Below are 25,981 nucleotides of genomic sequence, written 5' to 3' on the forward strand. Positions count from 1 at the left end.
AAAAATAAATATGTTAAAAGAATTATTAAAAAAGACTGATGATGATTTGGTTAGTATCAGTGAGCAATATAGAAAATATTACAATTCCAATCTTGAAACTTTTAAAATTGAATATGAAAATTATGCTAATACAACAAAAAAGGAATTACCATTATTAGTTTTAGATTTTATCAAGATTTATCAGTTGTTTGGATATAATCAGGATGAAATATCATTCTTTATACGCAAAAAACTAGTTTCTTTTTATTTGCATAATATATCTGATTTTATAAAAAAAGAGGATGGGTTTGTCATATATTCATTTATTGACATTTTTTATTGTGATCCTTTGTTTTTTGAAGATAAAGAAACTTTAACGACTTTTTTTGAAGCTACTTATCCAATATTATTATTGAAAACTGAGGATATGTCTTCATTTATTGCTATAGCCTGCATGAGATATATTGCTATATTGGGTTCTGAAAAAGAAGGAAAAATATTTTTAGAAAAATACTTGCAAGAGAACAAAAATGGTATTTATATAGAAGATGTAAAAGAAGAGCTATAAAGTATAGAGAATTATTCCCTAAACTGGTGCGATCGTCTCGCTCGTGTCTTAAATAAATTAAAACCATTGCTTTTGCAGTGGTTTTACAGTCTTCTTTTTATCGAGAAACAGCACAGGCGCTCTTGAAGTTACAGATATCAACAATTATTATCCGTTCGGGCTTAATCATATTTCTGGAATGTTAAGTATATCCGGTTTCGGAAGTTACTATTCTTACAAATATAATGGTAAAGGGCTTCAGGAAACAGGGATGTTTGATTATGGAGCAAGAATGTACATGCCGGATTTAGGAAGATGGGGAGTCATTGATCCACTAGCAGAATCATCCAGAAGATTTACCCCTTACCATTATGGAAATAATAACCCGATAAGGTTTATCGATCCGGATGGCAGACTTACCGTAGACAACTTACAGGGTGGATATACCAGAGGAAGTGCAGTAGCAGACTTTATGCAGAGAACCGGGTTGGCAGCAGTTAGTGAACAGAATATGCCTTTATTCTACCGCGATGAAGGAGGAGCGATGATAAGGACGGAAGCTTTAGGTAATGATGGACAAGGTGGCGGAAGCGGACCTACTCCTAGAAACAGTACAGGTCCCGGAGTTATAGGAAGATTTATAAGTTGGCTGTTTGGGGGAAAGAAAGGTGCAGGAATCAGTACAATTGCACAAGGAGCTGTCATTTCGAGAACTCCTATTGTAGAGGTTGGAGAGCCAATACGAATTGCAGAATTTTTTTCAGCTGAAGAAGCAACTTCGGTAGCGGTGGGAGCAGCAACTTTAGGAGCTGTGTTAACACCTGTCATGATGAAAGATCCAGAATATAACTGGACAAGGGATTTACCTTTAACTGTACCTACTACAGTAGCAACAGATGTACCAGCTGATGAATCTGGAAATTTATATTTATACAGAAATATGAGAAATGTAAACGGTATGCCTATGGTTGGAGAAGGCTTAGATAAACTAGGCTTAAGAGATAGAGATGTTAACCTTCTTTCTAACTCTACGATGATAACACCTCTTTTCGCAAATGGTTTATCCGTTACTGTAGGCTATGGTGATGTAATACCACCTAATGTTCCTGATTTTAGCAGAGGAAAAGGAACAATTTTTAGAATATGACTCACTATAGATCAGTATAGAGATTTCTTCTTTTCAATATTTGAATACATAAATTTGTATAAAAATAAATACCATTTGACAGAAAAAGATTTTGTTGAATTTAGCAAGAATATACACCATAAATATAATTATGATTTATACGAAGATAACTGTTGGGAAAGAGTTGCTTTTTTTATGGACGAGCTAATATTTCGGTTTGCTACACCTCCACCTTATTTTTTTCATGCTAACTTTGAAGATTTTAAAAATAAATTAAAAAGAGATTTTACGAAAGGTAATGGGTTGTAGTAGAACTATTTGTACTTCTGGCAATGTTCCAAACATGTATTTTATAAAATTAGAGTGTTGATTTTCAATACTCTAATTTTATAAGATACAACGGCAAAGAACTTCAGGAAACCGGGATGTATGATTACGGCGCCCGGATGCTGATACCTGATCTGGGAAGATGGAATGGAATAGACCAGCTTGCAGAAGCCTATACCTCTACCAGTCCTTATGCTTATGTTGCCAATAATCCTACAATGTATATTGATCCTGACGGAAGATACACATCTCAGATACAGGGTCTTAAAGATTCCATGCCAAATATTTATTCTGGTTGGGAATATGTTGATGGTGTTAAATTGGGAGACTGGAACAGGTATCCACAGCAGTTTAATAGTATGATCAGGAGTTTATCAGTAAACGACACTCGTGGTGGGAATGGAAGTATATCAGGAAGTGGGAACAGTATTAAGTGGAGCCTTGGCGGTTACTATTATCTTAATCATTGGTCTGGTGGTTCCGAAGGTCCAGGATATACGGATTTAGGAACAGGATATTGGAAGTTTGTAAGTACTTTGGGTTCGGACATTGATGTTCCTCAAACAACATCCAATACCACCTGGTGGGTAAATACTGCAGTAGATGCAGCTTCTACAGCAAATTTACCAAGAACAGGTTTCTTTAAGTATAATGAATTATGGCACCAGACAAAGACAAGAGGCGTTTCTTTTGTTTGGCAAAATAAATGGAAAAATCCTGGAGCGAAATATTGGAGAGGACAGCAGGTAAAAGGCTTCCAGGGTGCAAGAGCTTTAGGAGATAAATTAACAAAAGCCGGGGCAGTATTACTTGTTGCAGACATCGTAATGTCCGGTGAAATTAAACCTTCTCATGCTATCAATACCTTTATGCTTGGAGCTTCTACGACTGGAGTTGGCTCCATCGTTGCCGGAGTTTGGTTTGTTGCTGATATGAGTACAATGGGAGTAAACTATTTAATGAATGGAGAAGCTAAGGGATTAGGTGATATGATTGATGAGTCGGTTTCAAATAAATATGGAAAACTTGAGCTATATGATGGCTTATATTAAATTAATTTAATCATGATAAAAAGTAGACTTTCGGGAAATAGTATTTTTTGGGGAATTTTTATGCTTATTCCTTTATTCTCTTTTATTTTTTTTTCTATAAAAATATTAAAGAAATATTCTGGAGAAATTAGAGGTACATTGATTCTACTACTATTTGCTTTTTTATTTTATTTTTTAATGAACTTTCTTAAGCATATAAAGATTATAAAAATTAATAAAAATAAATTGAAATATTATTCTTTTATAAGACCTTTTGGTAAAACTCTTGATATGGAGGAATTTATTGGGAAAATAACTATTACTGAATCTGGAACCAGAGGTAGTTACAATGTTGTGTATTTGGTTGATAAACAGAATAAAACCTCTTTTAAATTAATGGGATTGCATTACAATAATTTTGAAGAAATAAATAATGCTATAAACTTAAAAAAAATCAATTTTTCTCCTACTGCTTCACAGTATTTTAAATTACTATTTTTTGAGAAAATTATTGTTAAAAATGATAAAAGCTCGAATAGTGAAGCAATTAATATTATTATAGAAATATTTAAAATAATTTCTACAATAGGTATTATTTTATTTATTTCAGGTTTTTTAATCAGGAAATTTCTTTAAATAATTAAGATTTAGCCCCTCTCTATTATGAGATGTTTTAAATCTGTTTGTAATAAAAATCTCAATTTAAAATGATATTGTGGATAGCTGATACAGAAAAAGAGATAACAGGCTGTCTAAAATATTGAAAATTATATCAGGTATTTCGGGGCTATTAGTGAAAAGCAAACTATTTTCACATCATAACCAATCCTTAAAACAGGTCATATAGCAAGGAATTGCAGAGCAATGGAAATTTAGATTATGGCTGGAGGCAGTATATGCCTGATCTGGGAAGATGGAACGGGATGGACCAGCTTGCAGAAGCCTATACCTCTACCAGTCCTTATGCTTATGTGGCCAATAATCCTGTTTCTAATACAGATCCGGATGGAAGATGGATTAATGAAGATGGAAGTATACGCCCTTCCACAGCGTTTGATTATATGCCGGGTTCATACAAACCTATGTATTCATTCAGTACCTCAAATGGATTTCAGGATAATAGCGGCGGAGGTAGTGGAGATGGATATAATTTCAGTGGAAATCAAGCAGTATCTGTTTTTAATTACTTTAAAAATGGGGGATCTATGTCTGGACTTAGCTTCGGTGATACTGAAATAACATGGTATACGGGTACTGCTACCCAGGATGCTTATAGAATGGGTGACGACATCTATTCAGACATAAAACTTGGGATAATACATAAAGCAACCTTTTCTACTTATGAGCCTAGCTTTTTTGGAGAGTTTGTTGAAGGTGTTCGATATGCAGATAAAAGTAACTTTATATCAGCATCTGCTTTAATTGGTTACACTGGACTCCATTTAAACAAATACGAAGCGTTTTTAAGATTTGGAGCAAAAGGGGGATCTATAAGTACTTTGAGAAATTTATCAACAAATCTAAAAACAATTGGAAAAGCTGGAAAGTATTAGGATATCTGGGGGTAGGCTTAAGTGTAATAGAAGATGTTTCAGATAAAAAAATGGGATGGGAACTATTGCTAAAGTTGCTTTAGGTGTTGGCCTTATATATGCTGGACCTATAGGTATAGCATATGGTATTACAGACTTAACTGTAGGAATCATTACAGGAACTACTATTACAGATAGAATTGCTTCTGGTATAGATAATAGCCGTTTAGGTACTGATTTTAATATTTTTAGTTCATTAAATAAATAACTATGAAAAATTTTTTTGACTACCATTATTATAGAGTTGCAAAATTTTATTATAAGAGGGATGGAGCCGATGCTACAACAGCATTAATAAGTGTATCAGCTGTTCAGGCATGGATTGTAATTAATATTTTCTTATTTATGAAGGAATTGTTCTTCAAGGATATAAAAATTAAATATAGTTGGATTATATTTCTAGCTGTGATGGTTGGGATTCTGATTTATAATAAGAAAAAATATAAAAGCAAATATCCTATATTAAGAAATAAATGGATTAATGAGAGTAAAAAGAATAAAGCAATTAATGGGGTAATAATTATTTTAACAATTATTTTTTCATGGTTATTGATATTCATTAATTTATTTATAGTGAAAATGATCCAGCAATAAAATTACAAAAATAATCTCAGCTCAGACATTAGGGGAAATTTTCAACAGCTTAAAAACGGGGAGAAAGAGTAGTTGGTACTGTTGGAATTGCAAATACACTATATCAAATGAGACAAGGAAACATCTCTAATTCAAAGGGGTAATTGATCTAGTAATGGGAGTTACCAAGTGTTGGTAATAAATTAGAGTATTGGCTTTCAATACCCCAGCTGCGCAAAGTCTCCTGACCTTGAGCCAATAAGTAATTTCTTTACAAATTGCTCCAAAAGCATCTCTCGTGTCACAAATAACAAAACCACTGCATCCGCAGTGGTTTTTATTTATTTAAAAATATTTTTGAATCTCTTACTTATCAAGCAGCTTCTCCAGTCTGCTCATCATTTCATCCTTTTCCTTCAGCATACGCTCGTATAAAGCAATTTTTTCTTCGTGAAGCTGAACAATTTTATCAATAGGATTAATATTTTGAACTTCGATTCTATTATTAAACATTGCATTATCTGAAAATGTACAGGAAATTAGGTTCACAGCCTGTTCCTCATCAAAATTCTGAAAAGCTTCTACGGGAATTTTCAGTACTTCGGATATTTTTTCCAGCAGCTGGTTTTCAATGGTTTCTTTCTGTTCAAGTAAAGAGATCTTTTTTTGGTTCCAGTCGTCGCCCAGATCAAGCGCCAATGCTTCCTGCTTTATGCCCAGCATTTCTCTGAAACGCTTTACATTTCTTCCCTGATGTATTTTGTAGTCCATTCTTTAATCAATTTGTGAAGATTCAAAGATAATACATTCTGTAAAGTAAAGGTGAAAAAATGTCCGGTAAAATATCCGCATTGCTGTTATACAACTATCACGAGCCACTTCATAACTGCCTCCAGCCCCTTATAAAGCCCCTCTAGCCCCTATGGTAAGTCTCTTCAGCCCCTTCAATAACGGTCTCCAGCCCCTTTGATAAGTGGGTACAGGGACTTACAGAACGGTCTGGAGACCGTTACTGAACACCCTTCAGCCCCTTATGTAACCGGGTATATCCCCTTCCCCAAGGGGGTAGAGGGGGTTGGTGAAGGGGGTAACCTTATTTTCAATAACTGCATTTGGGTAAATGGAAACAGGTCATCCCCGGAACATTTTAATTTCCTAACTTTGTAGTTCTCAACAATAAACAAACAAATATGTCAATCACCAACGAAGATCAGATGCTCGGAATGCAAAAAGTAAGTGAAGCTGTTGCCTGTACTTTGAAAAAGATGATAGCGTATGCTGAGCCCGGCATGACCACAAAAGATCTTGATGAATACGGAGCCGGAATACTGGAAAGTTTCGGGGCAAAATCAGCGCCTTACCTGACGTACGGATTTCCGGGCTGGACGTGCATCAGCGTAGATAACGAATTCTGCCATGGTATTCCCACAGATCAAAGGGTTTTGAAAGAAGGTGACCTGATCAATATTGATGTTTCTGCAGAGCTGGATGGATATTGGGCAGATAACGGCGGATCTTTTGTCATTGGAAAAGATATTCACGGGCATCAGAAACTGGTGGAGGCATCCAAAGACATCCTGAGAAAGGCTATCAGCAATATAAAAGGCGGCGTAAAAATAGCAGACATAGGACATTTGATGGAAACCGAAGCGAAGAAAAGAGGTCTTAAAGTTATCAAGAATCTTGCAGGCCACGGAGTAGGAAGAAGCTTACACGAGCAGCCTGATGAATTGCTTAACTACAGAAACCGTTTTGATTCCAGACGTTTTAAGAAAAACTCTGTGGTGGCTGTTGAAACATTTATCTCCACAGATTCCAGCATTGCTGTGGAATTAAAAGACGGATGGACTATGGCAGGCAATAAAGGCGGTTACATGGCCCAGCACGAGCACACCATTGTAATTACCGACGGAAAACCTATCATTTTAACCGAAATGAACGGAATCCTGAATTAAATTAAGGATATTGACTCATAGTTGATAAACCGCAAAGACGCAATTATATAATAAAGCTGTTTTTAAGGCGCCAGAATTTTATCAGGGATAAAATTTCTCAAATCAAATGATATCATCATTTCCCTGCTGAAAATCTTCAATTTTCTTGCGCCTTATCTTCAGAGATCAGCAATGTAAAACTTTGCGTTTACAATAAAACCTGCTAAGAAATGTCATTGACAGGATTAAAATCTTTCAGCACACTTTCATAATCCGCTGTAAATCCGTTTTCCATAGTTCCCTCAATGTGATAGGTTTCTACATCCGTAATTCCTGCATAACTTCTGAAAACATCCCTGAGATAAGCCGAAATATAATCCGGCGCACCTTCAGTACGTCTGCCGCCGGAAGCAACAGCAAGATATACTTTTTTCCCTGTAAACCGGCCCACACGATTCCCTTGTTCGTCAAAGACATAGGTAATTCCTGCCCGGATCAGCTGGTCAAGCCAGGCTTTCAGAGGTGTGGAAATGCCGAGGTTGAAAACCGGTGTTCCAATGATAATAATATCTGCTTTACGCACTTCATCCACAATCAGATTGGCATATGAAAGAAGCTGTCTGCTTTGTTCATCGTATAATTCCGGATGTTTATAAAACTCATGAATGGACATTTCATCCGCATACGGTGGTGCATCCTTCACCAGGTCCCGTACAGTGACCGTATTGATATTACCCTGTTGTAATAGTTTTTCCAGAATGGCTGAGCTTAGCTGGCTGCTATAAGACTGTTCTCCTCTTGCGCTGGAAATAATGTGCAGAATATTCTTCATACTTTTTATTCTGATGACGATCTTAGTGTCATTAAGGGGACATATATCCGTTTATTTTTATCTGATGACTGTACTTAACAGATTCTCTGTTCGAAAAGCCCGGTTTTAAATTGCCAGACACCCGATACTTTACTATATTTATGGAATCAAACCACCTCACAAACTATCTGCTATGAAAAAATTTCTTTTAATCCTTCTGGGAATCATTGTCGTTCTGGCTGCTGTTGTATTGATTAAAACCTATACTTATCCGTTTAAGAAAAATAATACCGGTGCAGGAGAAGGTTGGAAACCCGTAAAAAATGACTCTGCGGTAATGAGACTGTCAGGAGGAATAAAAGTTCCCACAGTTTCCACAGGCAGCCTGGGTGAATTCGACTATGCACCGTTTGATCAGTTCAAAACCTATTTAAAAGCCTCTTATCCGTTAGTTTATCAGAATACGGAAAATGTTGAGGTGAATCAGTATGGATTGGTGTTCAGGCTTAAAGGAAGCAATCCTGCTCTGGAGCCTGTTTTATTCCTTTCCCATATGGATGTTGTTCCTCCCGGAGATGCAGATATTAAAAATAATGAAGAAAATGTATTCCGGCCGGATGACAAACCGCTTGAGCCTGTTTCAAAAGTAGCGGAAGACTGGGATTTTGCCCCTTTTTCAGGAGCGGTAGCCAATGGAAGAATCTACGGAAGAGGAGCGATAGATATGAAAGGAATGCTTTTCTCTTTAATGGAATCTGTGAATTCTATGATTAAAAACAAACAGATTCCCCAGCGGGATATTTATCTGGCTTTCGGTTTTGATGAAGAGGTTGGCGGACAAAAAGGAGCGGTTCAGATCGCAGATTATTTTAAAAAGAAAGGATTGAAATTCGATGCTGTCTATGACGAAGGAGGATTGATTATGAGAAAAGGAAATGTAGCAGGGATTGATACTGATGTGGCTGTGGTGGGATGCGCTGAAAAAGGCTTTCTGTCCGCAAAGATAAAAGTTAAAGGGCTTGGCGGGCACTCCTCTATGCCGCCTATGGAAAGTGCTATCGGGAAGGCTGCTATCATCATGCAGCGTCTGGAAGATGATCAGATGAAACCCATGATCACGCCTTTAATCAAAGAGTTCTTTAATAATATTGGTGGTGAAATGCCTTTTACCACAAGAATGGCGCTGGCCAACCAATGGCTTTTAAAACCGGTATTGATCTCACAGCTCACCAAGAACAATACCACCAATGCATTGGTAAGAACGACTACAGCATTAACGATGATGAAAGGAAGCGACGGCACCAATGTGCTTTCTCCTGAAGTGGAATTTGTGGTTAATTTCAGATTGCTTCCCGGAAATTCAGTGAAAGATGTAAAAAATCATATTGCCAAAGCCACTGAAGGTTTTGATGTGGAGGTAGAGGAAATTGACAATACCAGAGAAGCATCTGCCATTTCTCCAACCAATACAAAAGCTTTTAAAATAATAGAAGCAGCCGTTAAGGAAATTCATCCCGGAGCAATTGTTACGCCTTATCTTACCATGGCAGGAACGGATGCCGGTAAATACGAAATCGTAAGTAAAAACGTCTACCGGTTCATGCCAATCAAAATCAATAGTGCCGAACAGCAGAGCATTCACAGTACCAACGAATATCTCAGCATTGAAAACTATCTGAAAATGATCCGTTACTTTGAGTACATCATGAAGAATTATGATAAATAAATGTCAATGGAGGACAGTCGGTTCGCTGCGCTTGTGAACTTTTAATCGGGGTCCGGGTCGTGGATATCTGGTGTTTTTATCTATAGATAATGTATTTTCCCTATGGGTTTGCGAAGCAAAATTGACCCCTGACCAAAAATCTTTCACAAAAAATATATTGCGTCAAGTTTTGTCGCATTACACCTATAGCTTTGTCATATCAAAATTACAGAGCTATGGAATTGCCATTTTACTTAAACTTTAACGACTTTGAAAGTAATTATTATGACAACCTTGAAAAATGGTTTGAAGAATATCATAATACCAGCGAAACAGACTATCTGAATGCGCTTGCTGAACTTTACAGTCCGTATGTCTATTACAATTTTGCAGATGACAGGTTAAAGCCGGATGCCTCCATTGAAGTAAAAGACTGCTTTTTCCCTTATCATGAAAAAATAGGGATTTCTTTCTGTATTGATTGCGAAAACGAAACCTCACCAGCCAACAGGATGAGCCAGGTTTTTGAATTTAAAAATATTTCCATGATGGAGTATGCCCAGCATATTCTGGATAAGATCAATAAGTTTTGTTCAAAAAATCCTCAGGCTCTGGATGGTAACAAAAACATTCAGGATTATCTCAATAACTATGCTATTGTTACCTCAGTAGACGGTGTAGGATATTGCATCAGCTATAACCGCCATCAGAAAGCAATACCCTTTTTAAAAGCGTACCTTCCGTACTATGGCCAGACGGTCAATATGGCAGTGTACAGGGATTTTCTGTTCTCTGTGGTGCAGATTGCAGAATTTATTGATCAGAAACTGAAAACAGTACATGCTTTTAAGCATACGATTTATGCGCGCTCCAAAGCGGACGCTAAATTTAATGTACAGATGAGCCGCGAATTCCTGAAGCTTTGCAACTAAAATATACACCAAACATTCATACTTAATTATATTGCAGAGAAACTTATGTTTCAACAAAAATCCCGGTCAGTGATGATCGGGATTTTGTTTATAAAAATACAGTTTTTTTGTCATCTCTTTCTGTAAGGTATATTCCAGATCAGGTCTGCAGCAAGGTAATGAACACCTCCATGATGAATGCTCCTGCTGTCTCGGATCAGATCATCCATATAGCCAATATCTACTGTAAAAGGTGAATCAGGAATGGTAAAGATATAGTATGCTGCAATCCGCATTTCACGATACCCGAAGGAGTTCCATTCAGAATCCGGTTCATTAAGGTGGCTTATGGAAAAAAGCGCTTCTGCACTTAATGCCAGCTTTTGATTATTCTTTGGAGATAAAGTATAGGTTAACTGACTCTTGATACGGGTTCTGAGCTGAAAATCTTCCTCTGCTTTATGAAAGTCTGCATCAAAAAACTTCCTGAATTCCTGCCGTACTGTATTTTTCAGCTTCCACCTTCTTCCCAGGTCAAAAGTATATGCATATCTTCCGTAAATCCTGAATTCCTGTTCCGTATTTTCTTTTTCATAAGGGGCGTTGCTTTCATAGTGGGGCTGTCTGCGGTAGCTGAGGGCATAGCTGTACTGCTGATGCGGGGCAAAAGAATGGTATATCTCATGATTCAGGACAATGATAGCCTGCTTTGACAATAAATTATGGTTATCCGGGCTGCTTTTTCTCCCGATGGCAGCATAGCTCAAAGACTGTTTTTTCCCTAAAGAATCCAGCTGCTGTTTAACTCCGAAGGCGCCCCAGAATGCATTGTTGGCATCTCCCAGCCCCGGCGGACTGATCTGTGCCTTGATAGTGGTTCCGATACATCCCAATAAAAATATACCTGCAAAAATTTTCTTCATACCCAATATAATGGATTGTTGTTTTACTGTTAATTTTAAATGGCTGCGAAACCATAAGATAGAAGATAATACCGCAGTTACGCAGAGAGAATACTTTATTGCTGCAAAATTATAAGCCTGGTTCATAGAATGTTTATTCAAAATCTTTCAATACTGTTTAAAAACAAGACAAAATAAACATCTGATTTAGGATAGAATTAGGAATGGGAGTTGTCAAAAATCTTTTTCATAGCAATAATGAATTGTGGATAACATGTGGATAACGTATTAGCATCTTGTGGAAAAGTTGATTTCTATCTATTGTTTAAAGCTTAACTAATCTCTTAAACACCCTTATTATTGAATGTTTCTATAAATTTACATTAGGTTGGAAGCTGTACTTTTTTTAAATTTTATTTAGAATAATTCAAATTAATATTGTGAGGAAGCCTGCGTTTCCGTTATTTTGCACCTTTATTTATAATCACTTTAAATAAGGCTGAAAAAATGATACAAGCTAATGAATGTATGCTTCGCGGGAGGCATATGCCTCATTCCGTAGAAACAAGACAGAATGATATTTCAACCAATAAACAGCAATGGATAAAACCATTTCTTATTTTTTTATTCTTTCTAATCGGTTTAACGGCAACACACGCCCAGAATCTGCAGGGTGGCATCTCTGGAAAAGTAAATATGGTGGACGGACAGCCGTTGAGGGCAATATCTGTCTCGTTGCCGGAAGCGGATCGCCAGACCCTTACGGATGACGAAGGAAATTATCATTTTGCAAACCTTAATGCAGGTTCTTATACTGTGAAGTTGCAGATTCTGGGTGCTAAAGAAGTACGCCTTCCGGCAGAGGTAAAAGCAGGTGAAACAACTATACTGGATTATCAGCTTACCCGGGAAAATATCCAGGCTATACAGGAAGTGGTTATAATGAAAAATACAAACCGTTTTTCGAAAAAAGAAAGCGGGTTTGTAGCCAGATTGCCTTTGAAAAATTTAGAAAACCCTCAGGTCTATAATACGGTTACCAAAGAATTATTCCAGGAGCAGGTAGCTGTGGATCTGGGAAGCATTTCCAAAAACGTACCGGGAGCAGGAGTTCCTATGATTGCGAATCAGGGAAGAGTGACATTCCGCTCAAGAGGATTTGAAACAGAACCCAATGCCAGGAATGGAGTCGCAGGCGCTGCATTTTCAGTCATTGATCCCGTAAACCTTGAACGTATAGAAGCCATTAAAGGACCTTCAGCGACTTTATTCGGGAAAAGTGTGGCCAGCAGCTATGGAGGAGTATACAACAGGGTGACGAAAAAGCCTTACAATGATTTTGGCGGTGAAGTAGGATATGTAGGAGGAAGCTGGAATTATAACCGGCTGACAGTGGATGTTAATACACCGGTAAATAAGGACAGAACGGCTCTTTTCCGCCTTAATGCGGCAGGAACTACAGAAAAGAGCTTTCAGGATATCGGGTTTACCAACTCATTGGCTATTGCTCCCAGTTTTTCTTATCAGATCAATGACCGTATGTCGCTCCTGCTGGATGTAGAGTTCAATCAGGCAAAAGGAACATCGGTTGTACGGTTTAATCCTTATACCGGGAGTAACAAAATCCAGTCTGTTGCAGATATGAAGTTCCCGTATTATAAGAACTTCCTGAGTGATGACCTGGCCTACGAAACACAGATGCTGAACATCTTTGCCCAGCTGAATTATAAAGTTTCGGAAAACTGGACATCTCAAACGATACTGTCCCGCGCAAGATCTACCATTAACGGATATATTTCTGCCATCAACGGGAAAACAGATTCTACAGCAAGCGCTCAGGTGATGGTGGGAACCACTTCATTTATTGCCACCAATATTCAGCAGAACTTCATCGGGGATTTCCGTATCGGACGTTTCAGAAACAGGATGGTTGTCGGTTTGGACTTTTATAACAATTCCAATCATTTTGACCGTTACCATACCAATACCAAAGTATTTAATTTTGTTCATCCTTCGGCCGACTTCAGAGTGAACAGCAATACCATAGACGCGCTTACAGCTACTTCAGCCTTCAGAAGGGAAAATAACAGTGACAATACCTATGCTGCTTATATCTCAGATGTTTTTAATATTACGGATCAGCTGATGGTAATGGCCAGTGTAAGGGTAGACCGGTTTCAGTTTAAAGGAGTGTATGATATAACCACAGGAGAAATAAAAGGCGGCCTGAGCAGCAGCGGAGCGCAATCGGGGCCTTATGGGCAGACCGCTTTTTCACCTAAAATGGGAATCGTCTATGAAGTATTGAAAAATAAACTTTCTCTGTTTGGAAACTATATGAATGGCTTTAATAATGTGAGCGGAACGGATATCAACGGGAATACTTTCAAACCTGAATATGCCAATCAGCTGGAATTGGGGGTAAAAGCAGATGTTTTTAACCACAGACTTGTAGGTACGTTAAGCTATTACAATATCCGTGTGGATAATATTTTAAGAACAAATCCTGATGATATCAACTATTCCATACAGGATGGGACGCAGGTAAGTAAAGGATTTGAAGCTGAGCTGACGGCTAATCCTTTTGATGGATTCAATGTTGTTGCAGGATATGCTTATAATGACAGTAAATTTACGAATGCCAATCCTTCGGTAAATGGTTTAAGGCCTGCATTGTCCGGACCTGCCAATATGCTCAACTTCTGGATCAGCTACCGTATTCCTGAAGGAAAATTAAAAGGCCTGGGAATAGGCGGTGGTGGAAATATGGGATCCTCTTCCTATCAGACCAATACACAAACAGCTAAAGTGATTATTCCGTCTTACAAAATGTTTGATATAGGCATTTTCTACGATCAGCCAAAATACAGAGTAGGGCTGAAATTTGATAATATTACCAATGAAAAAGCATGGTCTGTACGTTTGACACCACAGGCTCCGTCACGATTTCTTGGAAGTGTTTCTTTAAAGTTTTAAATAAAGTCAGTTATACAGCCCGGATTAAAGGTCCGGGCTGTATATTTTAAATATTCATCCGCCGGATTGAAATTAAATTGCCACAATATTCTACATACTGTGGCAATTTGTTTTTACGTACTGTTTATTTTATCAGTTCTGTCTTACTCCGCACATAGCATCCCATGTTGTCCAGAAATGGGCATTGATGGCTCCGATAGGAGGGTTGGTGCTGTCAGCAACAATGCCTACCATAGAGGCACAGTTGGAATTACAGCCTATTTCATTGTGACTTCCTGATTGTGGCGGAATCTGACGCCATGTGCCGGTAGATCCGCTTAATAATTCTACTCTGATATCAAAAATCCCTGAAAGATTAGGGGTTTGAATTTGTTTGGTAGGATTCTCACTTGAGATAAAGTCACTCCAGTCTCCCTGTGAAAATGTTACACGCCATGTAGAAATCATTCTGGAAGTATCATTTTGTGGTGAAAGATACACCCAGAATTGTGCTCCGTTTCCAAGTACTAACTGACCTGAAGAATTTGCATTTACACTTGTTGATGTCATAATTAAGTTGGTTTTTTGGTGATTAGATTGTTCTTCAAAGTAACGGACAACAAAGGAAATGGTGTAGCGTAAAAATTACCAATTAGTAAATTGAGTAGAAATACTTAGAAACTGAATAAGTATAAACGATCAGATAAATTATGATGATAAAAAAAAGCCTGTGCTAATTCAGCACAGGCTTTTTAATCTGCAGAAAGGAAGGGATTCCATGTTGCAATATATTGTTATTGATAATCAATTAGTTATAATTTCTAAATACGTAAAAAATAGGCGTTATTTACTCATTTCTTACTCATTTTACTCAAATGTTCGGAGTGCAAATATAGAAAATATTACCAATTATCATCAGTTTGATTTGTGTTTGTAATATAGTCCTTTAATTTAGAGTTTAAGAAATTGAAATAGACGACTAAGTCATCGGCATATCTATATCTTGACCTGAATTGACCATTGGACTTTCTAACACCTTCATTATTTTTAGACAGATCTAAAGCCATAAACGGCCTTCTAGAAAATTGTGGGAACATATAGTTTTCCTCCTGTAATTCGGCAATCTCAAATTTATATTTATCATCTTTGAAAGATATTTCGATTTGAAACTTTATTGGCTTTGTCATTGCTCCGCCAATTCCTCCGTATCTCATGGCACTATAACTAACAGCTTCTATTCTAATATACTCATTTTCAATGGTTCCTTTTATGTTCTTTTCAGGAGTATTGAATTTCTTATTGATCCAATCAATTGTTTTCTTATATGCTATTTCTTTACTTATTCCGGGTATAGATGTAACAACATATTTGCTTAATCCATCATCATTTATTGAAAATTCAGTATTTTGACAGTGAACTAATATTGTGTATAATAAAAAAAAAGAGAAATAAATTTTTTCATAATTAATAAGTTATATTACTGCTTTATGAAATTCTCTTTAAAATTTAAATCACCTGAGTTCTCCAGGTTAAATTCATAAGTTTTATTAACCACCTTTTTATAATTAAGTTTTGAATATGAATCACTTCCATTGAATTTAAAGTACATTGATCCATCACCTCCTTTTAAGTATAATGGTCTTCCTTGAAAATATCTGCCAGACCTAGATATGTACAGTTTTGGCGTATAGTTGCTTTCTTCGGAAAAAGTTAATGAAACTTTGGTATAAGCGTTTTCAGGCCTCCAATCTCCTATAATATCATAAGGCATTCTTTCTAGTTCTTTATAATTGCTATCTTCATCATCAGAATGTGAACATGATAGCGTAAATAATCCAGCGCTCAGCACAATAAAAATTAATTTTATTTTTTTCATGATTCAATTTTACGCAAAGATATAAATTAAAAAATATTGTCAAATTATGGAATCCCGTAATAAATCCGTATAAATACGGTATAATAAAATAAAATAAATGTATATATTAGCAGGACTGATGAAGTTTATATGAATTCGTGTAACACTTTAATTATTAGTATTTTTACATAGAAATTAAAACCCTTATTTTATGAAAACAAAACTAATAATCTTGATTGCTGTTGTAGCTGTTATTCTTTATGCATGCTCAGATCGTGACGAGGAAACAAGAAAAGAAGCAATCGAGTCAGTAAAAAAGAGTAACCAAGAAAAATTTAAGTTAAACAATTCTGGAGTTCATAGCCGAGAAGCAGAGCCACAAGCAATAAGTGATACAATTGTCATCAAAAGCGGAAGCGGTTTATTAAGCGACGATCCAGATACAAATCTAGATCCAGTAGATGGAGGAGACCCAAAAGACGTTCCTATCCCGCCTAGGAGGTAAACATAGACTAACATATTTAAAATTAGCAGGCTCGATAATAGTTATATTGTCGGGCTTTGTGCCTTTTACAGATAACATATGGTCATGGATAGACCCAGGTTTTAACACAATGTTAGATGGAAGAGGGGTGAAACTTAGATCAGACATATGGATAGAAAGTCTTTATGTTGCTATACTTATGTGTTGTATAGGAAGATACATGCGTGCATACTCTCATTGCTACATACTGCCAATTTATGCTTCTTTATACTCATTAACAATGTATGAATTAATGAGGTTTGGATATGAAATAGACCCTGACTGGTGGCATAGATTGGGTTTCTTAATAATGCTTATTCCGTTTATTTATGTAATTTATAGACTAAATGAGCATATTAAAGATTTAAAATTAAAAGATGAAATCCAGTTTAAAACCATCGAAAGTATTGTAAATAAAAATGATGCAAAGTAAAAAAGAGAACAGAAAAAAGATAATGAATCTTCATTTTAGAAATGAGGATCTTTACAGGTGTGGTCTTATTACTTTTGATGAATACGTAAGCAATAACCATGTTTTACTTGTTAAACTAAAAACATCGATATTCACTGATCAACAATCTATAATTTTGTTTAATTTATGTTTAGATAATTTAGATTTACGACGATTTAATTTTTGTATATCAATTTTACGCACCAGTGCTAATTAAGATGGTCAAGAATTTTCTTTTTTAAATCTGGATCGATATTTATTTCCATTTTCATAGCAATAGGAGCAAGGTAAAGTTCTATTAACGCTAAAGTATCGTCTAATCTATCCGATAATTTATTATTTTGTTTTTTTAACTTTCTTATTTCTTTATGAAGAATAGCCATTTGTTCGTCAAGTGGCTTGTTTTTGATTATGGAAGTTTTATCACTTGACTTTTCAGAATCTGACTCTATATTCATTTCCCCTATTCCATGTAATAGCCATACTTTATTCAAATGTGGAAATGCGGGATGTATTCTTAAATCAAATACTTTATCGCTGATTGAATTCTTAATATTATTTACATATCCGTTTGACAAGTTCGCTTGCTTCTCAAATTTACTCTGTGATAAGTTTTCATGATTAATGAACTTAATTAATCTTTCTTTTACAGATAATTGTTCTGTGTTTTCTGTGGTGTTGTTTTCCATTTTAAAATTTGGATTGCAAATAAACTACTTTTAATTTCTGAAAAACACCGTGATTTTACGGTAAATTCATAATGATTCACTTGTGTGTAAAATAATTATCTTGATAATCAATAAGTTAGAACTATTTTCTGTAAAAATAGATAAAAATTCTATTTTTTATTTTGTTTTACAGAGAAAAGTTCTATATTTGCTATATCAAAATGATAGAACAAAATGAAATCACAGACAAATATACTAAAACCTCGAAAAATAAAAGGCGAAGTATTTAGAATGATTCTAGATGATTACACTTTATTAAAGAAAATCGCAGAGGAAACGGGTAACAGAGAATCAACAGTAACTAACTGGGCTTACAGAGAATCAGACAAAGTTTCAAACTATTTCGCAGTGACGGCAATTAAAAAGCATACTGGCTGGAAAGACAAGCAAATATTTCAATCATGAACACTGACTACATCATAGCAAAAGAATATCTGAATAGACTTCCGGATAATGAGAAAGAAAAATTATGTAAACGAACACTTGAGGGAGTGGCCGAGAAAAAGAAAAGCAAAAAGGATCTTCGGAAGTTTTATTCAGATTATTTAGACACTCAATTCGCTAAGGGTAAAATATAAAAGTCGCCTGTGGCGCAGACGACTTAAGCAAAATCGTGTAACAATTAAAATTATCACAACATGGCAAAAGTACAAAAAACAATTTTAGGAAAAAAGATCAAGGGCTTTAATTTTTACAAGCAAACTGATTATAGAACTAATAAAGAAATGATTCATGGGTTTGTGTGGTTGGAAGATGGGGAAAGGATTCATGTAATAAGAGGTCAGTATCATATTTTGAATAAGCTAGGGCAGGTTTCCGGAATAGTTTTAAAATCAAATCCTGGTTATAAACAGATAAAGAGAATGATTGCAAGGTGGTTCCAGACATACAGAAAAGGGGGTAAATCATTTTTCAGAGAAAGAGTCTCAACGCTTAGAGAAGCGTGTCAGCAGGCTCAGTACGGTTTGAACATCAAAATGATCCAAAGCGGTCGTATTTCATTTAACCATTATTTTACAGCATCATGAGAACGTTACTATTAACAATGCGTTGGTTCGGCCAACAGTATATGTATTTCGTAGAATACTTAATCAAATATCACTAATAATTATGGAATTCAAAGGAACAAAAGAAATTTTAATTGATCAGGGATCTGTTTTTAAACCTTTATCCGGTTATGTATCTGTAAAACTGACCAATTCTGAAGGCTGGCCTGTTGCGACTGTGTTTGCTCCTGATTTTGAAAAGCTCAAAGCAGATTCATTAATGTTATCCAAGGCCCCTGAAATGCTTGAATTTATTCAGTCAATTTCTACAAGTGAAAATACTCCAATTGCTTATAGAAAGATAGCACAAAAACTAATCAAAGAAGCCACAGAGATATGAGCATAACAGACTACCTACAAAAGCCAATTGCCGAAAGAAAACAAATTGTGACTGAACCGGTAGGGATTAAAGACCCTATTTGGATGGAAAGACTAAAAACCGCTGTTGAAAAGATGAATCCCTTTGCGGTAATGTTTAATCAGGAACTCATCAACGAATACTGGGCACTTAAAAAAGCATAATCATGAAAGTAACTGTAATTATAGAAAACGTTGGCGGTGTTTTTTATGTAAACCACAAACGTCTTGGGCATGAGCCATTATCCGAAATGGAGACGACAGCCTTAAATGAGTTCATCAAAGAATTTAAACAATCAAATCAATAATTATGGATAATCATAAGTACAAAGAAGGGCAAAAGGTAATATACAGAGGTATAATAGGCGAAATAGAAGGCTTGTCAAAATCAGTATATGGAACGCTATTGTATGATCTTGTGTCTATTGAAGATTCAGAACTCACTTGTTCTGCAGATGAAGAAGAGTGCGAATTATATGAAGATCAGGAATTTGATCAAAGAGAAGGACTTACAGAAGCATATTTGGCAAGTGAAAGGATAAGAAATACTGTAGCATCAGTAAAATAACCAAAGCAAAAATGAAGATATGGATATTCAAGACTACAGCCGGGGGCGGAATAACGCTAATTCCAAAATCGCCTTCGAAAAAATTAAACATACTGTCGAGTCTAACCGGATCACAGTATACAATAAAGTCGATGGAGTTAAAAGCACATTAGACATAGCAACAGAAATGGGAGTTTCCATTCATCAGATTTCGGGAAGGTTCTCAGAGCTACGAGCAAAACAAAAAATATTTCAAACATCATCAAAGAAGATAGGCTGTAAATCTTACGCGGTCTATTCAAAAACAATTAATTAATCATGTCATCAACAAATCAAAAATCAGCTTTAACACTTTTCAACCAAACTAATGTTCAGGAAAAGTTTGAAAAGTTATTAGGAAAAAAATCACAAGGATTTATTTCTTCTGTTCTTCAAATCGTAAACGGGAATAAACTACTTCAGAACGCAGACCCTATGACAGTTTATAATGCTGCAGCAACAGCCGCGGTTTTAGACCTTCCAATTAATCCGAATTTGGGTTTTGCTTGGATAGTTCCTTATAAAGGTTCTGCGCAGTTTCAAATGGGATGGAAGGGTTTTGTTCAACTTGCCCTAAGAACTAATCAGTATCAAAACATAAATACAACAGAAGTTTATGAAAATCAATTCAAATCATTCAACAGGCTAACAGAAGAATTAGAGGCGGACTTTGATGTTCCAGGTGAAGGTGAAATAGTTGGTTATGCTGGATATATGAAGTTGAAGTCAGGGTTTTCAAAAACAACATATTGGAGTAAAGAAGAAGTCATTACCCATGCTAAAAAGTATTCCCAGGCTTATGGTAAAGGTTCAATGTCTCCGTGGAATGATAAGGAACAATTTCATTCAATGGCAAAAAAAACAGTACTCAAAAATCTTATTTCTAAATGGGGTATCATGAGTGTGGAAATGCAAACGGCACACCTCGCTGATCAAAGTGTTCAAAAGGAAGTTGGTAATTATGATTATGTGGATAGCTCGAACACTATCGACATTGAGGCTGAAAATATAAATGAAGAAGAGAAACGCATTAAGCTATTCATTGATAAAGCTGATACTTTGGAAGCTTTAGAGCTGCTAAAAGAAAGTGTTCCTGAACAATTGATGTTCTACTACGAAGCCAGAGAAGACGAACTTCAAATTGCGTAATTATGAAAGTAGTTGATTTTAATGAGCATTTATTCAGATGCTCTCAATTAGGAAAGTTAATGGTTGGCGTATCACCTGCCTTAACAGCAAATCAAGAAAAAGAACTTTCGGAACTCAGATCAAAAATGCTTGCTGGAAAAATTACCGATAAGCAGATTATTAAGATGGGCGATCTGATCCGGAAGAAGGAAGAAAAGCCTGAACTGTCTAAAAGTGTAGAAACACATCTGGCGGATATTCACAAAGGATTTTTCATGAAACGTGACCGTCAGATCTCAAATAAGTTTACTGAAAAAGGAATTATTGTTGAAGAAAAATCGATTACTCTTTACTCGGAAGTTAAAAACACCTTGTTTCTGAAGAATCAAAAGTACTACAAAAACAAATTTATTCACGGCACACCGGATAACGTACAGAAGAAAGTTCGTGACATGAAAAATAGCTGGTCTTTAGATTCATTCCCAATGTATGAAACGGTTATCGGAAATAAGGATTATGAGTGGCAACTACAGGGATACATGGAACTAACAGGAATAAAAGAAGCTGAGCTGGTTTATGCGCTTGTAGATACTCCAAACAAAATCATTGTTGATGAATTAAGGCGGTTAGATTGGAAACAGGGAATTTATGACATCAACGGAAACGTAAAAGAAGATCGAATTCCTTTAGTGGTTGAAACTGTAACCAATATGATTTACACCGAACAAGGATTAAATGAATTCTGTCAGGAATCAATGTCAATAGAAAAAAAGTGGTTCACCGATTTCTTCGAAATTCCGAAAGAACTGAGAATAAAAGTTTTTGATCTTGAATACTCTAAAGAAGCAATTCAGGCTTTGTATGAGCAAATTAGACTTTGCAGAGAAAGACTTAACAGTTTGACTGAAGAAATGGCATCACAACTTTTTAATGTAGCATAATGAAAGAAAAAGACGGATACTGGTCAGGCCGTTACAGCAACGGCCTATTTAAATGGAATGAAAAACGCTTAATCAGAATAGAAAACGATAAAAAGAAAACCAATGAAAAACCCAAAACCAAACCCAGAAATAGAGGTAATTAGATTAAGCCTATGTAAAAAATTAGGCTACCTGCCTGGTGATAAAATTCCTAACAGTAGAGTTTCAATAGAATTAGGAAAAATAGATGCGACCGCAACACTAATCTACGCAAAAACGCTTAATCGTCCGGTCAGAATGGCTAAAGAAGGTGAATGTCAGTACACTATTGAGCTTGAAAAAGAAAGAGCAAAAAATCCAAAAATTGAGGAACCGAATGATCGCCTATTATCTGCAAAGCAAGCTGCAAAAATACTAAACGTTCCTATACCTTTTGTAAATAGGCTTAGAAAAAATGGAAGTCTTCAAGGTGAAGAAGTAGGAAAAAGATTCTACTACAAACCTGAAGAAGTTGAAAGAGTGAAGATACAAAGAGCTATCGATAAGCTTTAAAAAAACTACCATGCATTAGTGATGTTTTAGCATGGGTACCGATTGAAAATTACAAAGAATTAAAATGAAGATATGCCTAATAGAATATTACGAGACTGGACCGACAGTTTCATTGTGGACGAATTAGATGTTCACGCTGAAAGATTCTTCGTTAGGCTTATCATGAAGGTAGATGATTTTGGAAGGTTTTCTGCTGATAAAAGATTATTGAAATCACAACTGTTTCCGCTAAAATCCGACATAAGAGATACTGACATTGCCCGTTGTCTCACTGCTTGTGAGAAAGCCGGATTGATTACTATCTATACAGTCGCATCGAAATGCTATTTACAGATTGAAAATTTCAAACAAACATTGAGGCAAAAAACTACTAAATATCCTTCGCCTGACGAATGCATAGCAGATGCTACGCATATGATAAGCAATAGCGAATCAATTGCTTCCCTGAAACGAAACGAAACAGAAACAAGAAAAGAAACAGAAGAGAAAGGAATATATAGGGCATTCGCCCATCTATCTATTTCTTTTGAAGAGGTTGAGAAATTAAAGTCATCAGATTATAAGGAAGACGAAATTAACTCAATTCTAGACGATATAGAAAATTACAAGGAAAATAAAAAATATTCATCCCTGTATTTAACAGCCTTAAAATGGCTTAAGAAAAATAAAGAGAAAAATGCAGATAGTTCTAAACCTAAGTTATCAATGTTCTAATGGAAACTATAATTTCTTTATCAACAAGACAGATTTATGATATAACAGCAGATAGGAATGGAGAGAATCAAATGCCTTGTCCTGAATGCTCACGTAATAGGCGCAAAAAGAATGTTAAGTGTTTTTCGTACAATACGGAAAAAGAGGTTGGTTACTGCAACCATTGCGACACTCGATTTGTCAAACATCAGCCCCATGAGGAAAAACAATATATTAAACCGCAAATTGAATGGCAGAATTATACAAAACTTTCTGAGAACGTGGTTAAATATTTTGAAAGCAGAGGTATTTCACAGAGGACTCTGTTGGAAATGAAGATCGGGGAAAAATCAGAATACATGCCACAGGTCGAGAAGAATTCTAACTGCATAATTTTCCCGTACTTCAAAGAAGGGGATCTTGTGAATATCAAATTCAGGGACGGGAGCAAGAATTTTAAGCTTTCGTCTGGCGCAGAGCTGGTATGGTATAACTACGATTGTATCAGAAAGTGCATTGATAATGAAGGGGAATTAGTTATTGTAGAGGGAGAGTTTGATTGTTTATCAGTCATTCAATCTGGTCATGAATATGTAGTTTCCGTTCCAAACGGTGCCAGTACAGGAAAGATGGAATATTTTGATAGTAGTTTTGATTTACTAAATCAGGTTAAAACTTTCATAATAGCAACTGATAACGATCTTAAAGGAATTGAGTTAAAAAATGATCTAACAAGAAGGCTTGGTATTGAAAAATGCAAAATAGCCTCATTTAGACAGTTTAAAGATGCGAACGAGGTCTTAGCTCATGAAGGAAGAGAAAGTCTTTTAAATGCAATTAAAACAGCCAAATTAGTTCGTGTTTCGGATGTTTATGAGGTGTCTGACTTTGAAAGTGAATTGGATTCATATTTTGAGAATGGTTTGCCACAAGGAAAAACACTAGGTATTGATGATCTGGATGAAAAAATTAGATGGTTAACTGGGCACTATGCTACTGTAACTGGTTCGCCAACTTCCGGAAAATCTGAATTTATTGATTTTGTTTGCGCTAAATTGAATTTCTTACATAATTGGAAAGTTGGATATTATTCGCCTGAATCAGCGCCTTTGTCGGTTCACTTCAGTAAAGTATTTTCCAAATTCGCAGGGTTTAAATTTGAAAAAAAGTATTGCCCTTCGGACGCTGAAAGATATTCGGTTCAGGACTATTTAAATGAAAATTACTACTGGGTTGCTCCGGTTGATGATATGAGTTTGGATGAAATACTGTCTAGATTTGAATACCTGGTTAAGGCTAAAGGAGTGAAGCTTTTTGTTATTGACCCATTTAATCGGATCGAGACTGATCAAGATTATACCCAGGATAAGCTTTTATACATCAAAAAAGTATTGAAAAAGATTATCTCTTTTGTAAAAAGGAATGACGCGCTTTTATTTTTAATTGCACACCCAACAAAGCTTCAAAAAACCAAAGACGGAAAATTTCCCATTGCTTCGATGTATGATATTTCTGGTTCTGCCGACTTTTTTAATATGACTTCTTACGGTATTTCCGTACGAAGAGAACAGAAGGATGATACTTTAGAATTTCTATCATATGGTCAGGTTGCGATCAGCAAAGCGAAGCTGAATCAAACAATGGGAAACACTGGTATTTGGGAGTTTAGATACAATATGAATAATGGTAGATATGAAAGTGAAAATAGAAATGGAGCAGTACAATTTGATAATTTGAACTGGATAACCAAGAATGAATATAAATATTCGGAATTTAAAGTTCCTGTAGCAACTGTAAACCAAGCTTTTGGAGATGAATACACAGATTTACCGTTCTGATTTTGAAAAATTTTACTCCTTTTATGCCAGATTGCATGCGTATGGAGTATCTCTAATTGTCCTTCTAAAATATCATGAAGAAAAGGAAGATTATTTTAAATGTGAAGTTATAAACCAAGTTATAAACGAAGTAAAAGGGGGTAATAATGGAAAATATAGAACAATTTAAAAAGAACTACCAGCAACGGATAGAAAATTTAGCAAAGTCAAAAACAGAGTGGTTAAAGGACTTTGTTGAATCCCAAAAGCCAAAGAAGCCTGTAAAGACTGTGGGTGAAATGTACAAGGAGTTAAAAAGAAAATCACTTCTTTAAAACTCCTCTCCATTCTCCATTCTCATTGTAAGAATGTTCAGCGTACTTATCCGAAGCGATAAGCTCAAAAACAGAACACTCGAGAGCGTCAGCGCACTTTTGTATTAGCTCCATTTTAGGACCTCTTTTTAACCTCTGATTAAAATCGATATAGCTTATGCCAATCCTTGAACACATTTCTTGTAATGTGATCCCCTTACGTGTAGCTACGTCTTTAATTCTGAATTCCATATTGCAAATATACAATATAAATAATAATGTTTATATTAGAAATTAAAAATAAATAAAAAAGTTTATAATTTATTTGTTAATATAAATAAAAGTGTTTATATTTGTAACAGCAAAATCAACAACAATTAAAATCAACAACATGAAACAATTAGAATTAGAAATGAAGAAATCCGATGCTTACTATGCTTACTTAGAATTATGTAATGCAATAGCAGAAGTTCCACGGAAAGAAATCTACGAATCAATTAACAATTGTGATGACGCTGAGAAGTTAGAAGAAATAATTTCGATAATTGAGAAAGAACATTCTGACTTTGAAAAGAAAAAATAGAAGTGTTTAACAAGGCCGGCCACCTATAACGGCTG

The 25,981-nt window shown here is 35.7% G+C and carries 35 protein-coding genes; 28 read left to right on the top strand and 7 right to left on the bottom strand.

The genetic code is table 11. The features are described from left to right. The first annotated feature begins 10 nt into the window (after positions 1-10). The 7 genes from ACR1PO_RS15395 (at position 11) to ACR1PO_RS15425 (ending at position 5,196) form a co-directional block, all read left to right on the top strand. A complete protein-coding gene (locus ACR1PO_RS15395; RefSeq protein WP_433987307.1) occupies positions 11-547 on the top strand; it encodes a hypothetical protein in 537 nt (178 codons plus the stop codon). A gap of 136 nt (positions 548-683) precedes the next feature. Then, positions 684-1,673 (top strand): RHS repeat-associated core domain-containing protein, encoded by a 990-nt coding sequence (locus ACR1PO_RS15400; protein ID WP_433987481.1) that lies wholly within the window; start codon positions 684-686, stop codon positions 1,671-1,673. A gap of 368 nt (positions 1,674-2,041) precedes the next feature. Continuing rightward, on the top strand, positions 2,042-3,031 hold the full coding sequence (locus tag ACR1PO_RS15405; protein ID WP_433987482.1) for an RHS repeat-associated core domain-containing protein: 990 nt from the start codon (positions 2,042-2,044) through the stop codon (positions 3,029-3,031). A gap of 12 nt (positions 3,032-3,043) precedes the next feature. After that, positions 3,044-3,646, top strand: a complete 603-nt coding sequence (locus tag ACR1PO_RS15410; protein WP_433987308.1) for a hypothetical protein — start codon at positions 3,044-3,046, stop codon at positions 3,644-3,646. 218 nt (positions 3,647-3,864) lie between these two features. After that, positions 3,865-4,563, top strand: coding sequence for an RHS repeat-associated core domain-containing protein (locus tag ACR1PO_RS15415; RefSeq protein WP_433987309.1), 699 nt, complete (start codon positions 3,865-3,867; stop codon positions 4,561-4,563). A 55-nt stretch (positions 4,564-4,618) separates the two neighbouring features. Beyond that, positions 4,619-4,810: a hypothetical protein gene (locus ACR1PO_RS15420; RefSeq protein ID WP_433987310.1), complete on the top strand. Its 192-nt coding sequence runs from the start codon at positions 4,619-4,621 to the stop codon at positions 4,808-4,810. A gap of 2 nt (positions 4,811-4,812) precedes the next feature. Next, the gene (locus ACR1PO_RS15425; protein ID WP_433987311.1) at positions 4,813-5,196 is read left to right on the top strand and encodes a hypothetical protein; all 384 of its coding nucleotides are present in this window, start codon (positions 4,813-4,815) and stop codon (positions 5,194-5,196) included. A gap of 345 nt (positions 5,197-5,541) precedes the next feature. Here the strand turns inward: ACR1PO_RS15425 and ACR1PO_RS15430 are convergent, their stop codons facing one another. Continuing rightward, positions 5,542-5,946 carry a helix-turn-helix domain-containing protein gene (locus ACR1PO_RS15430; protein WP_433987312.1) on the bottom strand — a complete coding sequence of 135 codons (405 nt, stop codon included), beginning with the start codon at positions 5,944-5,946 and terminating at the stop codon, positions 5,542-5,544. A 419-nt stretch (positions 5,947-6,365) separates the two neighbouring features. On the opposite strand from ACR1PO_RS15430, the gene map reads away from it, so the two are divergent. After that, entirely contained in the window at positions 6,366-7,130 is a 765-nt protein-coding gene (map, locus tag ACR1PO_RS15435) for a type I methionyl aminopeptidase (RefSeq protein ID WP_433987313.1), read from the top strand. A 202-nt stretch (positions 7,131-7,332) separates the two neighbouring features. Here map and ACR1PO_RS15440 read toward each other — a convergent pair whose 3' ends face one another. Continuing rightward, entirely contained in the window at positions 7,333-7,941 is a 609-nt protein-coding gene (locus ACR1PO_RS15440) for an FMN-dependent NADH-azoreductase (protein WP_433987314.1), read from the bottom strand. Positions 7,942-8,113: 172 nt separating this feature from the next. On the opposite strand from ACR1PO_RS15440, the gene ACR1PO_RS15445 reads away from it, so the two are divergent. Beyond that, positions 8,114-9,646 carry a M20/M25/M40 family metallo-hydrolase gene (locus ACR1PO_RS15445; RefSeq protein WP_433987315.1) on the top strand — a complete coding sequence of 511 codons (1,533 nt, stop codon included), beginning with the start codon at positions 8,114-8,116 and terminating at the stop codon, positions 9,644-9,646. Positions 9,647-9,861: 215 nt separating this feature from the next. Further along, positions 9,862-10,557, top strand: coding sequence for a hypothetical protein (locus ACR1PO_RS15450; protein WP_332386183.1), 696 nt, complete (start codon positions 9,862-9,864; stop codon positions 10,555-10,557). 110 nt (positions 10,558-10,667) lie between these two features. Here the strand turns inward: ACR1PO_RS15450 and ACR1PO_RS15455 are convergent, their stop codons facing one another. Beyond that, positions 10,668-11,459 (bottom strand): DUF2490 domain-containing protein, encoded by a 792-nt coding sequence (locus ACR1PO_RS15455; RefSeq protein WP_433987316.1) that lies wholly within the window; start codon positions 11,457-11,459, stop codon positions 10,668-10,670. A gap of 486 nt (positions 11,460-11,945) precedes the next feature. Between ACR1PO_RS15455 and ACR1PO_RS15460 the strand changes: the two genes are divergently transcribed. After that, positions 11,946-14,414, top strand: coding sequence for a TonB-dependent receptor domain-containing protein (locus ACR1PO_RS15460; RefSeq protein WP_433987317.1), 2,469 nt, complete (start codon positions 11,946-11,948; stop codon positions 14,412-14,414). A 132-nt stretch (positions 14,415-14,546) separates the two neighbouring features. Here the strand turns inward: ACR1PO_RS15460 and ACR1PO_RS15465 are convergent, their stop codons facing one another. The 3 genes from ACR1PO_RS15465 to ACR1PO_RS15475 form a co-directional block, all read right to left on the bottom strand. Further along, entirely contained in the window at positions 14,547-14,963 is a 417-nt protein-coding gene (locus tag ACR1PO_RS15465; RefSeq protein WP_332386179.1) for a hypothetical protein, read from the bottom strand. A gap of 332 nt (positions 14,964-15,295) precedes the next feature. Beyond that, positions 15,296-15,862 carry a DUF4468 domain-containing protein gene (locus ACR1PO_RS22445; protein ID WP_491701021.1) on the bottom strand — a complete coding sequence of 189 codons (567 nt, stop codon included), beginning with the start codon at positions 15,860-15,862 and terminating at the stop codon, positions 15,296-15,298. 8 nt (positions 15,863-15,870) lie between these two features. Then, on the bottom strand, positions 15,871-16,269 hold the full coding sequence (locus ACR1PO_RS15475) for a hypothetical protein (RefSeq protein ID WP_433987319.1): 399 nt from the start codon (positions 16,267-16,269) through the stop codon (positions 15,871-15,873). A 190-nt stretch (positions 16,270-16,459) separates the two neighbouring features. Between ACR1PO_RS15475 and ACR1PO_RS15480 the strand changes: the two genes are divergently transcribed. Further along, the gene (locus ACR1PO_RS15480; protein WP_433987320.1) at positions 16,460-16,753 is read left to right on the top strand and encodes a hypothetical protein; all 294 of its coding nucleotides are present in this window, start codon (positions 16,460-16,462) and stop codon (positions 16,751-16,753) included. Then, positions 16,710-17,204, top strand: coding sequence for a hypothetical protein (locus ACR1PO_RS15485; RefSeq protein ID WP_433987321.1), 495 nt, complete (start codon positions 16,710-16,712; stop codon positions 17,202-17,204). Before ACR1PO_RS15480 ends, ACR1PO_RS15485 begins: the two co-directional genes overlap by 44 nt. 227 nt (positions 17,205-17,431) lie before the next feature. On the opposite strand, the gene ACR1PO_RS15490 is transcribed toward ACR1PO_RS15485, so the two are convergent. Then, positions 17,432-17,911 (bottom strand): hypothetical protein, encoded by a 480-nt coding sequence (locus ACR1PO_RS15490; protein WP_433987322.1) that lies wholly within the window; start codon positions 17,909-17,911, stop codon positions 17,432-17,434. 213 nt (positions 17,912-18,124) lie between these two features. Between ACR1PO_RS15490 and ACR1PO_RS15495 the strand changes: the two genes are divergently transcribed. The 15 genes from ACR1PO_RS15495 (at position 18,125) to ACR1PO_RS15565 (ending at position 25,946) form a co-directional block, all read left to right on the top strand. Then, positions 18,125-18,355, top strand: a complete 231-nt coding sequence (locus ACR1PO_RS15495; RefSeq protein ID WP_233332840.1) for a hypothetical protein — start codon at positions 18,125-18,127, stop codon at positions 18,353-18,355. Beyond that, positions 18,352-18,528 carry a hypothetical protein gene (locus ACR1PO_RS15500; protein WP_433987323.1) on the top strand — a complete coding sequence of 59 codons (177 nt, stop codon included), beginning with the start codon at positions 18,352-18,354 and terminating at the stop codon, positions 18,526-18,528. The genes ACR1PO_RS15495 and ACR1PO_RS15500 overlap by 4 nt, the downstream gene beginning before the upstream one ends. Before the next feature lie 60 nt (positions 18,529-18,588). Further along, positions 18,589-18,978 carry a hypothetical protein gene (locus ACR1PO_RS15505; protein ID WP_433987324.1) on the top strand — a complete coding sequence of 130 codons (390 nt, stop codon included), beginning with the start codon at positions 18,589-18,591 and terminating at the stop codon, positions 18,976-18,978. Between the two features lie 82 nt (positions 18,979-19,060). Then, the gene (locus tag ACR1PO_RS15510; RefSeq protein ID WP_433987325.1) at positions 19,061-19,336 is read left to right on the top strand and encodes a hypothetical protein; all 276 of its coding nucleotides are present in this window, start codon (positions 19,061-19,063) and stop codon (positions 19,334-19,336) included. Then, a complete protein-coding gene (locus tag ACR1PO_RS15515) occupies positions 19,333-19,518 on the top strand; it encodes a hypothetical protein (protein WP_433987326.1) in 186 nt (61 codons plus the stop codon). The genes ACR1PO_RS15510 and ACR1PO_RS15515 overlap by 4 nt, the downstream gene beginning before the upstream one ends. A gap of 2 nt (positions 19,519-19,520) precedes the next feature. Continuing rightward, positions 19,521-19,661, top strand: a complete 141-nt coding sequence (locus tag ACR1PO_RS15520) for a hypothetical protein (RefSeq protein ID WP_433987327.1) — start codon at positions 19,521-19,523, stop codon at positions 19,659-19,661. 2 nt (positions 19,662-19,663) lie between these two features. After that, a complete protein-coding gene (locus tag ACR1PO_RS15525) occupies positions 19,664-19,921 on the top strand; it encodes a hypothetical protein (protein ID WP_433987328.1) in 258 nt (85 codons plus the stop codon). 19 nt (positions 19,922-19,940) lie between these two features. Then, the gene (locus ACR1PO_RS15530) at positions 19,941-20,216 is read left to right on the top strand and encodes a hypothetical protein (RefSeq protein ID WP_433987329.1); all 276 of its coding nucleotides are present in this window, start codon (positions 19,941-19,943) and stop codon (positions 20,214-20,216) included. Positions 20,217-20,218: 2 nt separating this feature from the next. Further along, complete coding sequence (locus ACR1PO_RS15535) at positions 20,219-21,088, top strand: recombinase RecT (RefSeq protein WP_433987330.1); 870 nt, start codon at positions 20,219-20,221, stop codon at positions 21,086-21,088. A gap of 2 nt (positions 21,089-21,090) precedes the next feature. After that, complete coding sequence (locus ACR1PO_RS15540; protein WP_433987331.1) at positions 21,091-22,008, top strand: hypothetical protein; 918 nt, start codon at positions 21,091-21,093, stop codon at positions 22,006-22,008. 102 nt (positions 22,009-22,110) lie between these two features. Then, entirely contained in the window at positions 22,111-22,539 is a 429-nt protein-coding gene (locus tag ACR1PO_RS15545; RefSeq protein WP_433987332.1) for a helix-turn-helix domain-containing protein, read from the top strand. A 72-nt stretch (positions 22,540-22,611) separates the two neighbouring features. After that, positions 22,612-23,253, top strand: coding sequence for a hypothetical protein (locus ACR1PO_RS15550; RefSeq protein ID WP_433987333.1), 642 nt, complete (start codon positions 22,612-22,614; stop codon positions 23,251-23,253). Beyond that, positions 23,253-25,070: a toprim domain-containing protein gene (locus tag ACR1PO_RS15555; RefSeq protein WP_433987334.1), complete on the top strand. Its 1,818-nt coding sequence runs from the start codon at positions 23,253-23,255 to the stop codon at positions 25,068-25,070. Before ACR1PO_RS15550 ends, ACR1PO_RS15555 begins: the two co-directional genes overlap by 1 nt. A gap of 146 nt (positions 25,071-25,216) precedes the next feature. Further along, positions 25,217-25,384 carry a hypothetical protein gene (locus ACR1PO_RS15560; RefSeq protein WP_433987335.1) on the top strand — a complete coding sequence of 56 codons (168 nt, stop codon included), beginning with the start codon at positions 25,217-25,219 and terminating at the stop codon, positions 25,382-25,384. Positions 25,385-25,754: 370 nt separating this feature from the next. Further along, positions 25,755-25,946, top strand: coding sequence for a hypothetical protein (locus ACR1PO_RS15565; RefSeq protein WP_433987336.1), 192 nt, complete (start codon positions 25,755-25,757; stop codon positions 25,944-25,946). Positions 25,947-25,981: the final 35 nt, after the last annotated feature.

The organism is Chryseobacterium amylolyticum, assembly GCF_051011775.1.
Classification (GTDB): Bacteria; Bacteroidota; Bacteroidia; order Flavobacteriales; family Weeksellaceae; genus Chryseobacterium.

Coding starts and splice junctions, on each gene's coding strand:
- ACR1PO_RS15485 (WP_433987321.1), top strand. CDS start 16,710: ATGGAGGAGACCCAAAAGACGTTCCTATCCCGCCTAGGAGGTAAACAT.
- ACR1PO_RS15425 (WP_433987311.1), top strand. CDS start 4,813: ATGAAAAATTTTTTTGACTACCATTATTATAGAGTTGCAAAATTTTAT.
- ACR1PO_RS15500 (WP_433987323.1), top strand. CDS start 18,352: ATGAACACTGACTACATCATAGCAAAAGAATATCTGAATAGACTTCCG.
- ACR1PO_RS15545 (WP_433987332.1), top strand. CDS start 22,111: ATGAAAAACCCAAAACCAAACCCAGAAATAGAGGTAATTAGATTAAGC.
- ACR1PO_RS15535 (WP_433987330.1), top strand. CDS start 20,219: ATGTCATCAACAAATCAAAAATCAGCTTTAACACTTTTCAACCAAACT.
- ACR1PO_RS15515 (WP_433987326.1), top strand. CDS start 19,333: ATGAGCATAACAGACTACCTACAAAAGCCAATTGCCGAAAGAAAACAA.
- ACR1PO_RS15550 (WP_433987333.1), top strand. CDS start 22,612: ATGCCTAATAGAATATTACGAGACTGGACCGACAGTTTCATTGTGGAC.
- ACR1PO_RS15420 (WP_433987310.1), top strand. CDS start 4,619: ATGGGAACTATTGCTAAAGTTGCTTTAGGTGTTGGCCTTATATATGCT.
- ACR1PO_RS15450 (WP_332386183.1), top strand. CDS start 9,862: ATGGAATTGCCATTTTACTTAAACTTTAACGACTTTGAAAGTAATTAT.
- ACR1PO_RS15410 (WP_433987308.1), top strand. CDS start 3,044: ATGATAAAAAGTAGACTTTCGGGAAATAGTATTTTTTGGGGAATTTTT.
- ACR1PO_RS15455 (WP_433987316.1), bottom strand. CDS start 11,459: ATGAAGAAAATTTTTGCAGGTATATTTTTATTGGGATGTATCGGAACC.
- map (WP_433987313.1), top strand. CDS start 6,366: ATGTCAATCACCAACGAAGATCAGATGCTCGGAATGCAAAAAGTAAGT.
- ACR1PO_RS15525 (WP_433987328.1), top strand. CDS start 19,664: ATGGATAATCATAAGTACAAAGAAGGGCAAAAGGTAATATACAGAGGT.
- ACR1PO_RS15505 (WP_433987324.1), top strand. CDS start 18,589: ATGGCAAAAGTACAAAAAACAATTTTAGGAAAAAAGATCAAGGGCTTT.
- ACR1PO_RS15565 (WP_433987336.1), top strand. CDS start 25,755: ATGAAACAATTAGAATTAGAAATGAAGAAATCCGATGCTTACTATGCT.
- ACR1PO_RS15540 (WP_433987331.1), top strand. CDS start 21,091: ATGAAAGTAGTTGATTTTAATGAGCATTTATTCAGATGCTCTCAATTA.
- ACR1PO_RS15430 (WP_433987312.1), bottom strand. CDS start 5,946: ATGGACTACAAAATACATCAGGGAAGAAATGTAAAGCGTTTCAGAGAA.
- ACR1PO_RS15475 (WP_433987319.1), bottom strand. CDS start 16,269: ATGAAAAAAATAAAATTAATTTTTATTGTGCTGAGCGCTGGATTATTT.
- ACR1PO_RS15490 (WP_433987322.1), bottom strand. CDS start 17,911: ATGGAAAACAACACCACAGAAAACACAGAACAATTATCTGTAAAAGAA.
- ACR1PO_RS15510 (WP_433987325.1), top strand. CDS start 19,061: ATGGAATTCAAAGGAACAAAAGAAATTTTAATTGATCAGGGATCTGTT.
- ACR1PO_RS15395 (WP_433987307.1), top strand. CDS start 11: ATGTTAAAAGAATTATTAAAAAAGACTGATGATGATTTGGTTAGTATC.
- ACR1PO_RS15495 (WP_233332840.1), top strand. CDS start 18,125: ATGAAATCACAGACAAATATACTAAAACCTCGAAAAATAAAAGGCGAA.
- ACR1PO_RS15520 (WP_433987327.1), top strand. CDS start 19,521: ATGAAAGTAACTGTAATTATAGAAAACGTTGGCGGTGTTTTTTATGTA.
- ACR1PO_RS15555 (WP_433987334.1), top strand. CDS start 23,253: ATGGAAACTATAATTTCTTTATCAACAAGACAGATTTATGATATAACA.
- ACR1PO_RS15445 (WP_433987315.1), top strand. CDS start 8,114: ATGAAAAAATTTCTTTTAATCCTTCTGGGAATCATTGTCGTTCTGGCT.
- ACR1PO_RS15560 (WP_433987335.1), top strand. CDS start 25,217: ATGGAAAATATAGAACAATTTAAAAAGAACTACCAGCAACGGATAGAA.
- ACR1PO_RS15465 (WP_332386179.1), bottom strand. CDS start 14,963: ATGACATCAACAAGTGTAAATGCAAATTCTTCAGGTCAGTTAGTACTT.
- ACR1PO_RS15460 (WP_433987317.1), top strand. CDS start 11,946: ATGATACAAGCTAATGAATGTATGCTTCGCGGGAGGCATATGCCTCAT.
- ACR1PO_RS15530 (WP_433987329.1), top strand. CDS start 19,941: ATGGATATTCAAGACTACAGCCGGGGGCGGAATAACGCTAATTCCAAA.
- ACR1PO_RS15480 (WP_433987320.1), top strand. CDS start 16,460: ATGAAAACAAAACTAATAATCTTGATTGCTGTTGTAGCTGTTATTCTT.
- ACR1PO_RS15440 (WP_433987314.1), bottom strand. CDS start 7,941: ATGAAGAATATTCTGCACATTATTTCCAGCGCAAGAGGAGAACAGTCT.